At 70.6% G+C, this 12,410-nt stretch carries 8 protein-coding genes; all 8 read right to left on the minus strand.

Going from position 1 to position 12,410, the window contains the following annotated elements:
• Positions 1-2 precede the first annotated feature (2 nt).
• Positions 3-1,943 carry an ABC transporter ATP-binding protein gene (locus tag GA707_RS02505; protein ID WP_152176810.1) on the minus strand — a complete coding sequence of 647 codons (1,941 nt, stop codon included), beginning with the start codon at positions 1,941-1,943 and terminating at the stop codon, positions 3-5.
• Positions 1,940-3,244 carry a phosphotransferase family protein gene (locus tag GA707_RS02510; protein ID WP_152176811.1) on the minus strand — a complete coding sequence of 435 codons (1,305 nt, stop codon included), beginning with the start codon at positions 3,242-3,244 and terminating at the stop codon, positions 1,940-1,942. Before GA707_RS02510 ends, GA707_RS02505 begins: the two co-directional genes overlap by 4 nt.
• Positions 3,241-4,479 (minus strand): glycosyltransferase, encoded by a 1,239-nt coding sequence (locus GA707_RS02515; RefSeq protein ID WP_152176812.1) that lies wholly within the window; start codon positions 4,477-4,479, stop codon positions 3,241-3,243. The genes GA707_RS02510 and GA707_RS02515 overlap by 4 nt, the downstream gene beginning before the upstream one ends.
• Positions 4,464-6,635 carry a phosphotransferase family protein gene (locus tag GA707_RS02520; protein ID WP_152176813.1) on the minus strand — a complete coding sequence of 724 codons (2,172 nt, stop codon included), beginning with the start codon at positions 6,633-6,635 and terminating at the stop codon, positions 4,464-4,466. The genes GA707_RS02515 and GA707_RS02520 overlap by 16 nt, the downstream gene beginning before the upstream one ends.
• Entirely contained in the window at positions 6,632-7,999 is a 1,368-nt protein-coding gene (locus tag GA707_RS02525; protein ID WP_152176814.1) for a phosphotransferase, read from the minus strand. The genes GA707_RS02520 and GA707_RS02525 overlap by 4 nt, the downstream gene beginning before the upstream one ends.
• Entirely contained in the window at positions 7,996-9,201 is a 1,206-nt protein-coding gene (locus tag GA707_RS02530) for a glycosyltransferase family protein (RefSeq protein WP_193315125.1), read from the minus strand. The genes GA707_RS02525 and GA707_RS02530 overlap by 4 nt, the downstream gene beginning before the upstream one ends.
• A complete protein-coding gene (locus tag GA707_RS02535) occupies positions 9,198-10,205 on the minus strand; it encodes an NAD-dependent epimerase/dehydratase family protein (RefSeq protein WP_226963477.1) in 1,008 nt (335 codons plus the stop codon). Before GA707_RS02535 ends, GA707_RS02530 begins: the two co-directional genes overlap by 4 nt.
• A gap of 212 nt (positions 10,206-10,417) precedes the next feature.
• The gene (locus GA707_RS02540) at positions 10,418-12,400 is read right to left on the minus strand and encodes an ABC transporter ATP-binding protein (RefSeq protein WP_152176816.1); all 1,983 of its coding nucleotides are present in this window, start codon (positions 12,398-12,400) and stop codon (positions 10,418-10,420) included.
• Positions 12,401-12,410: the final 10 nt, after the last annotated feature.

The raw sequence follows: 12,410 nt of genomic DNA on the forward strand, positions 1-12,410 counted from the left end.
CGTCACCCCCGCGTCCCGACCGCCGGATCGTCCTCGCCGGAGCCCCGGTTGAACAGGTCTGCGTACAGGCCGCCCACATCGGCGAGCTCCTCGGGAGTGCCCTCCTGGACGATCCGACCGGAGTCGAGGACGAGGACGCGGTCCGCGCACCGCACGAGCTCGAGGTCGTGGCTGATGATGATCGTTGTCCGGCCCTCGATGAGCGAGCGCAGGGCGGCGATGACCTGGTCGGAGGAGTACGGGTCGAGCCCGGTCGTCGGCTCGTCGAGGACGAGGACCGGCGCCTGCCGGATGAAGGCGCGGGCGATCGCGAGGCGCTGTCGCTGACCCCCGGACAGGGTCGAGCCCCGCTCGCCGAGGACTGTGTCGTAGCCGTCGGACAGCTCCTGGATGAAGTGGTGCGCGTGCGCGAGCCGCGCCGCGGCCTCGATCTGCTCCGGGGTGGCGTCGTCGATGCCGTAGGCGATGTTCTCTGCGACCGTCCCCGTCAGGAGCAGGGTCTCCTGGAGGACGAGGCTGACCTGCCGGCGCAGGGAGGCCAGCGTGAAGCCGCGCACGTCCATGCCGTCGATGCGGACCGTGCCGGAGTCCGGGTCGTAGAGCCGCGGGACGAGCTGCGCGATCGAGCTCTTGCCCGCCCCGCTCGGACCGATGAGGGCGAGGACCTCCCCCGGCTCGGCGGTGAACGAAATGTCGTGCAGCACGGTGCGACTGGTCGACTCAGCGGGGTTCTCGTGCTCCGGACGGTAGCTGAAGGTCACGTCGTCGAAGGTGAGCCGACCGGTCAGGGCGGGAGCGTCCTTGGCGTCGGGGGCGTCCTGCACCGCCGGCTCCCGCTCGAGGAGCTCCTCGATGCGCTCGGTGCTCGCGAGCAGCTTGCCCACCTTGTACCACTCGCTCACGATCTTGCGAGACGGCTTGAACATGTTGGAGATGAGCAGGACGAACAGCACGAGATCTCCCGCGGTGATGACGTCCGCCGTGACCAGCCAGTAGCTCACCCAGACGACGCTGGCGATCGTCAGGCCCTCGAGGACCGCGATCACCCAGCTGAACTGTGCCTGGATGGTCGCGATCTTCAGCGAGGCCCGCATGCTCTGGTCGCTCTGGACCGAGAAGCGCTCGAGGTCGACGTGGCCGCGACCGTAGCTCTGCACGAGCCGGATCGAGGAGAGCATCTCCTGGGCGGTGGAGGCCAGGTCGCCCTCCTTGGAGCGCTGCTCCTTGGAGACCTTCTTCAGCCGGAGGGAGAACCAGTTGGCGACGAGGGCGAGCAGTGGGACGACGACGATGGCGATGAGCGCGACCTCGCGGGACCGCGTGAACAGCACTGCGAACGAGCCGAAGAGCAGCAGGAAGCTCGCGATGATGTTGGTGAGCGACGCGACGACGAACTCCTCGACGACGAGCACGTCGCCGGTGACACGGGTGAGCACGTCACCGGTGCGCCGCTTGTCATGGAACGCCATCGACAGCTTCTGGAGCCGGTCGTACATCGTGACCCGGATGTTGTAGCCGAGCTCGCGACCCGCACGGGCGATGAAGACCTCGGCCAGCGAGTCCGATCCCTTGTTGATCGCCGCAATGGCGATGATGCCGAGTCCGAGCAGGACGATCGTCTCCCACTGCTCGTTGGCCATGAAGGCGGGGAAGCCCAGGTCGCGCAGACTCTGCGCCTCGCCCGAGACGAAGTCGACGGTGTAGGCGATCGGGACCGGTTCGAGCACTGCGGTCAGCGCTTCGAAGCAGAGCATGATGAAGGTCAGGACATACGGCGCCGTGCCGCCGCGGTGGGTGCGCAGCAGGTGGAAGGCGCGCACGATGTCCGACCGATGCCGTTTCGGTGTGCGAGAGGACGTGGCCGTTGGTCGGGAGACGGCCTTCGCGGGCGGCTCCGCGGCGTCTCCCGTCGGTGGGCTCACGCGGGTGTCGACACGACTCATGATTCTCCTTCCGGGTGGTCGAGGCCACGGTGGGCCTCGGCCACGAGACGAAGGGGGACGGGTGAGTGGGGATCGCGCGCGAAGGCGCGCAGGGCCTTGCGCATGAGTGAGACGGCCACGAAGGTCTCGAGCCGCTCGTGCAGATGGGTGTATGCGGCCGCCTGTCGCGCTGCGGCACCGCCGCTCGCGCTCGCCGCCACGTAGGCGCCGACGAAGGTGCGTCCGAGTCGGAGGGCGATGTCGAGGCGGTCCGGCGCATGGTGGACCGCCTGCTGTCGGAGGGACGCCACGAAGTTGCCCACGTCGTAGGCCGGGTCGGCGAGGCCACAGTGGTCCAGGTCGAGCAGGGCCACCTGGGAACCATCGAGCAGGAACTGCGCCGGCTTGCAGTCACCGTGCACGAGCGAGGTGGTCCGGTCCGGCCGAGGCAGGCCGAGCAGCCGGTCGGCGAGATCGAGGAGGGCGGCGCCGGTGTGCGCGTCGACCGACCGGACGCCGGCGGCCCGGGTCTCGAACCGCCGCAGCTCGCGCTCGAGCGGTCGGTGACGACCGCTGCTGACGCTCAGGCCGTGGAAGGCCGCCAGGGCGCAGGCGGCACTCTCCAGCTCGGCCATCACCTGGGTCGTCGGTGCCGCGTCGAGGTCGAGGGTCAGGATCCGCCCTGGGAGGTGCTCCTGGAGGACAATGGCGCGCTCGGGATCGTGGGCGAGGACCCGCGCGAGCACGAGCGGGGCAGCGGGCGACTGGGCGGCCAGCTCCCGGCCCTCCCCGACGACCGCTGCGGCCTTGGCCGGGTCGTGGTAGACCTTCGCGACGAGGCGACAGGTGTCCTCACCCACCGGATCGCCAAGCCGCGCACGGACCGCGAACGTCGCGCGGCGCCCCGGCCGGTACCGCAGGAGTCGGCTCTCGACACGGGTCACGGGCACCGGACCGTCGAGGTATCCCCGCCCCATGGAGCGGGCGAGGCATTCCGGGGACTCGGCGCAGGACAGGCCAGGCAGGCCGGGATCGTCGGGGTACGGCGACAGGATGATGTCCGGCTCGTCCATACCAGTGTGCTCCGGCTCCGGCACCGGCACGGTCCCGTGCACGAGGCGGTGCCCGACGCGGTACAGCACGACGGCCGTTCGGCCCGGTTCGAGCTTGGCGTCGACGACCGCGATGTCGCTCCCGCGACCCAGTGCGGTCACTGCGAGCAGGCGGGCGCGCATGAGGTCCACGTCGACGGCGCCGAGGAAGCGGTCGTACTGGCGTCGGTTGGTGCCCACGGCAGTCGGGGCGAGGGTAGGTGAGGTCATGTCGCCGCCTCGCTCAGGCCGAAGACCCGCACGAGCTCGGCAGCGGCACGGTCCACGTCGAAGTGCTCCTCGGCAGTGCTCCTGGCCGCCGCTCCCATCCGATGACGCAGTCCCGGGTCGGTGACCAGCGCTCGGATGTGCTCGGCGAGACCGGTGATGTCGTGCGGTGCCGACAGGTAGCCGTTGTAGCCGTGGCGCACCGCTTCGGCGACCCCACCCACTTGCGTCGAGACGACCGGCAGACCCGAGGCGAGGGCCTCGACGATCACGTTGGGTACACCGTCCCGGTCACCGTCGGGGGTGACGTATGGAGCGATCGCGAAGATGTCGGCCGACCGCATCGCGTCGACGATGACCGAGCTGTCCCGCTCTCCCGCCAGCTCAACCGTCTCGGCAAGCCCGAACTCGTCGCGCAACCGCTCCAGCTCCTCACGCAGCGGACCGTCCCCGTAGATCGTCAGCGTGAACTCGTGCTCGCCCGCAACCACCGCACAGGCGCGCAACAGGTCGGGAAAGCCCTTCTTCTCGACGAGCCGTCCGACCGAGAGGATCCGCACCCGTGAGTCGCGAGCGGCCGGCGCGGCCGGCGCGAACTGCCGGAGGTCGACGCCGTGGTGGATCACCCGGGCCTTTGCCGCCGACCCGGCGTCGAGCTCGGCACCGAGGTACTCGAGGTTGGCCCGACAGCAGGTGAGGACATCGGTCGCGGCACCGGCCCGCTCCCGCAGGCTCCGCTGCGGGATCTGGTACAGGTCGCGTGCATGTGCGGTGACGCTGTACGGCAGGCCCGTCAACCGGTGCAGGAACATCGCGACGAGGGCCGGGTCGTGGGCGAAGTGCGCATGCACGTGCGACACCGACTCACCCGCCGCCCGGAGTCGTGACACGTGCACCGCGATGTGGACCGCATACCGGAAGCACTGCCACGACGTAGCCGTCGCGTAGCCGCTGGACAGGTCCGGGTTGCGCAGCGCGAAGGCCGCGGTCTCCGCATAGGTGACGGGCGAGTCGGTCGCCGCCGCCAGGTCGTCCCGCCAGCCGGCCGTGCGGTCGAGATAGGTGACGGTGGCTCGCACCCGGTCGACCTGGGGCTGGCGCAGCTCCTCGCCCGACGGCTCGAGGGCGAAGATGTCGAGGTGGACGCCGAGTCGCTCCAGCGCGAGCACCTCGCCCACGATGAAGGTCTGCGACAGACGGGGCCAGCTCCGGGTCAGGTAGATCACTCGACCAGCCATGAGACCCCCCGCGCCAGCCGGGCGGCGCTGCGCTCCGCCTGCTCGTCGTCGTCTCCGTGCATCCGCACGCGCTGCTTGGTGATCTTCAGCAGGGTGTAGGCGTGGAAGTACGCGAGCCGGAACGCCACCTCCGGGCCCTCGAGATCTCCGTATGCGGCGACGAAGGCCTCACCGGCCGTCCCCGCGCCCGTCTCCTCGGCGTAGGCGGACAGGTGAGCCACGTCGAAAGCCGGATCCCCCATCCGAGCCTCGTCCAGATCGATCACCCACGCCCACCCCGATGCATCGACGATGACGTGGTCGAGGTGGAGGTCCTTGTGGATGGTCGCGGAACGGATCAGCGGCATCCGCGTGGCGGCCACCGCCAGGGTCTCGGCGAGGGTGCGGGCGGCGCCGGCCAGTCGCGCATCGGCACGGCCGATCTCCTCCGACCACGCCGCGAGGTTGGAGACCTCGTGGGACAGGTCAAGACGCCGGGCAAGCAGCGCGCCCGACCCATGCACGGCCCGCAGCCACCGACCGCACCGTGCGGCGGCCTCCTGCGCGGCGTCCGAGGCCATCTCGGTCACCGCGCTGCCGGACACCGCACGGCACACGACGATCCCCCGGTCCGGCAGGTGGCCCACGGGGGCGGGGGTGCCCACCCGGGTGGCCGGATCGGTCAGCGCTGCGAAGACGCCGAGGTTCTCGTGCGCGATCGCGGCACGCTCGGGCTCGGCGTAGGCCTTGAGGATGATCTCCTCGTGTTCCTCCCGGGTGCCCGAGAGACGGTACCGCTCGACGACCCGTCGACCTGCCGCGATCCGAATGGTCGAGGAGTCGGTGACGGCCACCGCCGAGCCCTCGGCATCCGTCCCGAGGTGGTCGATCACCTCGCGCAGGATGCGGCTCATCACAGAGCCGTCGGTGATCTCGGTCCCCGACCCCGGCCGGAGTCTGCCCGGGGCGGTGGAGTCCGGGGCCGCTCCTGCCTCCGGCGCGGCCCCGGAGTGGAGTACGTCCCGACCCGCATTGAGCAGGGAGGGCACAGCCGCCCAGTGAGGGGTGTCCAGGCTGCGATAGCGACGCCCGGCGATCTTGACCAGCGACGCGGCATGCCACCACGCGAGGGCGGTCGGGTCGACCTGCCCACCCGCGTCCATGTAGCCCTCGACCAGCGCCGCCGACAGCTCCTCGCCGATGGTCCGTGGACGTCGAAGGTGCCCCCAGTCCAGGTAGGCCAGCGCGTTGCCCAGGTCGCGTTCCGGAGCGGCCGGCCCAGCGGAGTCCAGGTCGAGGACGGTCAGGTCACCGCCGTCGACGACGACCTGACCGGCTCGGTACGACCCGTGCCCCAGGACGCGCCGACCCGCCGCCGGCCCGGTGGTGGATAGCTCCCGCACCAGCCACCCCATCGACAGGGCTGCCTCTGCGTCCGCCTGCCAGGCCGCCTCGAGGTATCCCTCGAGCTCGTCGACCTCCGCGACCGCGGTGTGCAGGCGCGTAGCCGCCATCGGACCGGGGTCGGTCTCGTGGAAGTGCGCCAGGAGCTCGCCGAGGTCGCGGGCAATCGCCCGCCGCACACGGGGAGAGGTCGCGGCATCGGCGAGGACTGCAGAGGCGCTGCGGCCGGGGACCGCCTCGGTCACGAGGGCTGCCAGGTCCGGCCACGCGGCCACCAACCTCGGAACTCGCCGGCCGAGCGCGCCCGACAGGACGCGGTGACTCTCGAGGCAGACGTCGAAATCCTCCGCGAGGACCTTGCCGTACAGCAGCGACCCCTCGCTCCTGCCACCGCGAACGGCGTACCGGACGACGCACCGGGAGCCCGGCCGGTAGCTGACGACCGTCACGGCGCACCGCTCCACGGGGTGCTGCAGCACACCCTGCAGGCGGGTGCGCACCGACTCCGGGTCGAGCATCTCGGCGAGGCCCGGAAGGTCGGCGTCCTCCCTGAGCCGACGCACGCTGACGCCCCGACCGCTCGCCTCGAGCACCACGGTGTCGCCGTCCACCCGCTCGAAGGCGACGCGGGTGCCGCCCGAGGGGTCCCACCGGACCTGGTGCACCGATCCCGAACGGGCCTCGGACCGCACCATCGTGTCCACGGTGTCGAGGATGCCATCGAGGTCCCGCCACCGCCCCCCGCTGGGAGCGACCGGCCAGGTGGTCGTCATCGGCCACCACCCCCTCGTGTCACGACCGCTAGCATCCGCTCCACCCGGTCGTCCCACCCGGATTCGTGCAGCGGGATGCGACGGCCGATCGACCGGAGCAGGAAGAGGTCGGCGTAACCCCCCGCGCGACGCATCCGATGTCGGGGACACGCGCCGTAGCCGTCGAGGAAGGAGTCGACGAACGGCTCCGCGTCCACACCCCGCGTCACGGCCCACCACCCCAGGTCGGAGATCATCTTGCCCAGATCGAGCGCCGGATCGCCGAGTGTGACCCGGTCGAGGTCGAGCAGGCGCAGGCGGTCGTCCTGCTCAACGAGGGCGTTGTCGCACTTGAAGTCCCCGTGCAGCAGATGTCCCGCCTCTGTCGGCTCGCGAGCGGCGCGGTCGGCGGCGCGGTCGGCGAGAGCCGTCAGAGCACCTTCGGTATCCGGCAGGAGGGCGATGACGTGCTCGCACGATCGAAGCGTGGCGGCCCTCTCCCGGTCGGGGTCGGACCGCAGCGGCCCTTCCTCCGCAACCACGGGCGAGTCGTGGATCGCGCGCAGCCCGGCGCCGGCCGCGCGCAGGTGGCGGGACAAACCCTCAACCGACTCCCCGAGGCGCGCTCCGGCACTGCCCTCCCAGAACATGACCCGCTCGGCCTCGACGTAGCCGACCGGCTGGACGGGCTCGACCGGGTGATCCCCTGACCGGAGGGCCGCCGCGACCCGGTGCCGCGCAGCGACGGCCCTCGCTCCCGTGTCGTCGCGGTAGCACTTGGCGTAGATGCTCCGTCCGGACTCGCCGAGATCGATGCGCAGGACGTGGCGTTGGCCGGGCCGGTAGCGCAGGGTCGTCAGGGAGTGCCCCTCCAGGCCGACCTCGACCTGCTGGGTCCGGAGCAGCGCGGCCAGGTACTCCGGGTCGTGGAGCGCGGCGAGAGACGGAAACGCGGGGTCGAGCGGGGCGACGAGGAGGGTGGGGGCGGCCGATGACCCTCCGTCGGACGCTACCCGTAGGGACGTGAACGGCCCGCGCGCCGACGCCGGAACGACCCGCGCCCCGGGGTGGTCCGCGAAGGAGTCCGGCTGTGCTCCCCACACGGCGCTCACCGGGCGGGGTCCCGCGCCGAGGCCGTGAAGCTCGGCGGAGAGCGTGAGCCGGCGGTGCGGCTTCAGCTTGGAGCGGGTGACAGTGCAGCGGACCCGACCGACATCGCCGTCGAGAACCCGTGCGAGCGCGTCGAGTACCAGGGCAGGAGCTCGGTCGCGGAGGAACTCTCCGACCTGCCGACCGCCCTCGCGGCAGCCCAGGATCTCCGCCACCTCGTCGATCGGGGGTCCAAGGGCGAGGGCGACGGCAGCAGGACTCGGGGGGCTGCTCATCGCATCGAGGCGGTGAGGGATGGCGCGATCGGCGCGAAGTCCTGGGTGAGGAAGGACACCGCGGCCTCACGACCAGTCAGCTCCGGCCGGGACGCAGGTGTCAAGGCCTCCTCGAGCCCGGCACGGATGCCGTCGGCCACGACATCGGCGTCCAGGTTCAGCGGGTCGAGCCACCGGACCCACGACCGATCGGCGAACAGCTCGGCCCGCGTGCGTTGCTCGGCCGAGGGCCCGCTCCGCGGGATGAGGAGAGCCGGCGTCCCGGCAGCGAGCACCTCGACGGTCGTGTTGTAGCCCGCCATCGAGACGACCAGATCGGCTCGCGCGATCTTGTTGCGACCATGGAACTTCCGTCGCAGCTCGACCATAGGGAGGCGGGATGCTCGCTGACGCAGACTGCGCACGTGCCCGTCCGGCATGAACGGACCGGTGACCATGAGGAACTCGGACCCCGTTGCCGCGTTGACCGCGGGGGCGGCGTCGAGGACGGCCGAGAACATCGGGAACGCGTCGGCCCCTCCGCCCGCGACGACGAGGACCTTCGGCGTCCGCCCGCCCTGCCAGGGCCCCGACCCGTTCGGGCTGGGCCGCCGGGGCGGGTCCGCGCAGACGTACCCGGTGTAGGAGACTCGCCGCGCGATCGAAGCGGGCCACGCGTACTCCGAGGCCACGTCGAGCACGTCCTGCTGCCCGTAGACGAGCACCTCGTCATAGAACTCCTCGAGCGTCTCGTAGGCACCCTCCGCGGTCCACCGCCGCCGCACGACGTCCGAGGCATCGAGGATGTCACGCAGCCCGAGGACCACGCGGGTGCGACGACCGGCGACCGCGCGTAGCGCGGGCACGAGCTCGCCCATCGCGCCGTGCGGCATGTGGTCGACAAGGACCACCTGCGGGTCGAAGGACTCGATGGCGCTGGCGATGAGCTGGGTCCGTAGCCGCAGCACCTCGTCGAAAGAGACGGACAGGGAGACCGCCTCCCAGACACCCGGCCCGGTCTTGCGGATGCTCGGCAGTTTGAGGAAGTCATGGCCGGCCGCCGTGGCGAAGAACTGCCCGAGCGGCGAGTCGGACACGGTGAGCACGCTGCCGTCGGGAGTCCGGTCGAGGAACTCCTGCGCGAGCAGCGATGTGCGCCGCATGTGTCCGAGTCCGAGACCGTCCTGGGAGTAGATCATCAGCCTCGGTTCATGGCGGTTCACAACACCTGCCTCCTCACGTCGGCTGCGACCGGGCCGGCCGCCGCGACGGTCTCGACCGGCCGTTGACGCAGCGCACGATGCCAGGCGACCTGTCTGGCCAGCCCGGTCGCCAGGTCGACGGTCGGCACCCATCCGAGGACCTCACGCGCGGCCGAGCTGTCGCCGTGGGTCCGGCCGGTATCGCCGGCGCGGTGCGGCCGCTGTGCGACATCGAGGCGTCCGCCGATCTCGGCCTCGACCATCCGCAGCACGTCCGGAATGGCGACCGGGTCGCCGTAGGCGATGTTCAGGACCGTGCCGGGGGCGACCGAGGCGGTCAGTGACCCCACGACCGCCGCAGCGACGTCCTCGACGTAGGTGAAGTCACGCAGCTGCACCTGCTGTCCGTAGATCTCGGCCGGACGTCCGTCGAGGAGGGCCTCGACGAAGCGGTGGATGGCCATGTCGGGGCGCTGCCTGGGACCGTAGACCGAGAAGAAGCGCAGCGAGACCGAGGACAGCTGGCGTTCCTGGGCATAGGCGCCGACGAGGCACTCGCCGGCCAGCTTGCTGACGCCGTAGGGACTGAGCGGCGCCAGCACGCTCGACTCGTGCATCGTTCCCGAGTTGGGCCCGTACACCGACGAGCTCGAGGCGTACACGAAGCGGTCGACGGGTCGCTCAGCGACCGCCTCGAGGAGGCGCTGGGTCGAGAGCACGTTGCGGTTGACGTAGGTCGGGAAGACCGTTCCCCACGACTTGCTCACTCCCGGCTCCGCCGCGAGGTGAATGACCGCGTCGACGCCGTCGAGGAGCGGTCGCAGGTCAGCGGTCGCGAGGTCGGCGTGGACGAACTCGAACAGTGGACTGTGGTCGAGCAGCGCGAGGTTGCGCAGCTTGGCCGCCGGGTCGTAGGTGTCGGTGAGCGCGTCAACTCCCCGGATCCGCCACCCGCGCTCGAGCAGCATCTCGCCGACATGACTGCCGATGAAACCGGCGACGCCGGTCAACATGACGGTATTCACGAAACAACCCCCTGCCGTGGGTGTGACCCGAACCACGCTAGGGATCGGCCCAGATGACGGCTATCGGTAGAACGGGTGAATCATGAGAGAACTCTCATTGAACACAAGGAGTCCCGTGTTCCAGGTTCTGATACCTCAGGTGACGCACCCGGAACCCGGCCGGCCGTCGCCGATCGGCATCCGCCGGCGCCGAGCAGCGGTCGGATCCTGCCTCAGCCGGTGACGGCAGCCGCGCTGAACTGCGCCGCATAGAGACGGGCGAACGCACCGCCAGCGGCGAGGAGCTCGTCGTGGGTGCCCTGTTCGACGATGCGGCCCTCCTCCATGACGAGGATGAGGTCGGCGTCGCGGATCGTCGAGAGCCGGTGGGCGATGACGAACGAGGTGCGGTCCGCTCGCAGGGCCGCCATCGCGTGCTGGACGAGCACCTCGGTGCGGGTGTCCACCGAGGACGTCGCCTCGTCCAGGATGAGCAGGTCGGGCTCGGAGATGAAGGCCCGGGCGATCGTCACGAGCTGCTTCTCACCGGCCGAGAGGTTGGATGCCTCGTCGTCGAGCCGGGTGTCATAGCCGTCGGGGAGTGAGTGCACGAAGCGGTCGACGTAGGTCGCCCTCGCGGCGGCTCGCACCTCGTCCTCGCTCGCCCCCGGGCGCCCGTAGGCGATGTTGTCGCGGATGGACCCTGCGAACAACCAGGTGTCCTGCAGCACCATCCCGACGCGCGAGCGCAGGTCGTGCCGGCTCAGCGTCGCGATGTCGATGCCATCGAGGGTGATCCGGCCCCCGTCCAGCTCGTAGAAGCGCATGACGAGGTTGACCAGGGTGGTCTTGCCCGCACCCGTCGGCCCCACGATCGCGACGGTCTGACCCGGCTCGACGACGAGGTCGAGGTGCTCGATGAGCGGTTGGGCCGACCGGTAGGAGAACGAGACGTCCTCGAACGAGACCCGCCCCGACCGGTCCTCGACCGGGATGTGGACCTCGGGGTCGGGACGCTGCTCCGCGGCGTCGAGCACCTCGAACACCCGCTCGGCCGAGGCGACTCCGCTCTGCATGAGGTTGGCCATGGAGGCGACCTGGGTCAGCGGCTGGGTGAACTGCCGCGAGTACTGGATGAAGGCCTGGACGTCGCCGACCGAGAGCTGGCCGTTCGCGACCCGGAGGCCGCCGACCACGGCGACGAGGACGTAGTTGATGTTCCCGATGAACATCAGCGCGGGCATGATGATGCCGCTGACGAACTGGGCCCCGAAGCTGGCGCGGTACAGGGCGTCGTTGCTGGCGGCGAACGTGGCCTGCGCCTCACGCTGGCGCCCGAAGACCTTGACGAGGTCGTGACCGGTGAAGGCCTCCTCGACGACCCCGGTGACCTCACCTGTCGCCCGCCATTGCTCGATGAAATGCCGCTGGGCCCGCTTGCCGATCATGCCCGCGACGACCATCGTCACCGGCACGGTGACGAGGGCGATGAGGGCGAGCGTCGGCGAGATCCAGAACATCATCGCGAGCATCGCGATGACGGTGAGCAGCGACGTGAGCAACTGGGCCAGCGTCTGCTGCAGGCTCTGCGCCATGTTGTCGATGTCGTTCGTCACGCGCGAGAGGAGCTCGCCACGGGGCTGGTTGTCGAAGTACGGCAGAGGGAGGCGGTGCAGCTTGTCCTCGACGTCACGGCGGATGTCATAGATGGCGCGGTTGACGACGCCGACGAGGATGCGCGTCTGCAACCACTGGAAAGCCGCCGCGACGACGAAGAGGATCACCGCGAGCAGGAGGATCCGCGCGACCGCGTCGAAGTCGATGCCCTGCCCGGGCACGAGGTTCTCCATGGCCGCCACGACGTCGGCGAGCTGGTCCTGGCCGTCGGCGCGCAACCCCGCGACGACCTCCTCCTGGGTCGCCCCGGCCGGCATCTGCGCGCCCAAGAAACCCTCGAAGATCCGGTCGGTCGCTAAGCCGAGGATCCGCGGCCCGGCCGCCTGCAGGACGACCCCGATGATGCCGAGGCCCACGGCGACAGCGACGAGGATCCGTTCCGCGCGGAGCAGTCCGAGCAGTCGCAGGGCGTTGGGCCAGAAGCTCTCCGGCTTCTCGGCCGGCGCACCGATGGCCGCGTGCGGGGGCCCGCCCTGGCGCGCGGGGCCACGCCGCGCCGCGGCGGCCTTCTCCTCCTCGGACAGGATGCGGTCGCTCATGCCGACCTCG

The sequence above is a fragment of the Nostocoides sp. F2B08 genome (assembly GCF_009184895.1).
Taxonomy (GTDB): domain Bacteria; phylum Actinomycetota; class Actinomycetes; order Actinomycetales; family Dermatophilaceae; genus F2B08.

Excerpts from the sequence above, each read along its gene's own strand:
- GA707_RS02505 (WP_152176810.1), bottom strand. The coding sequence starts at position 1,943 with ATGAGTCGTGTCGACACCCGCGTGAGCCCACCGACGGGAGACGCCGCG.
- GA707_RS02520 (WP_152176813.1), bottom strand. The coding sequence starts at position 6,635 with ATGACGACCACCTGGCCGGTCGCTCCCAGCGGGGGGCGGTGGCGGGAC.
- GA707_RS02515 (WP_152176812.1), bottom strand. The coding sequence starts at position 4,479 with ATGGCTGGTCGAGTGATCTACCTGACCCGGAGCTGGCCCCGTCTGTCG.
- GA707_RS02540 (WP_152176816.1), bottom strand. The coding sequence starts at position 12,400 with ATGAGCGACCGCATCCTGTCCGAGGAGGAGAAGGCCGCCGCGGCGCGG.
- GA707_RS02510 (WP_152176811.1), bottom strand. The coding sequence starts at position 3,244 with ATGACCTCACCTACCCTCGCCCCGACTGCCGTGGGCACCAACCGACGC.
- GA707_RS02525 (WP_152176814.1), bottom strand. The coding sequence starts at position 7,999 with ATGAGCAGCCCCCCGAGTCCTGCTGCCGTCGCCCTCGCCCTTGGACCC.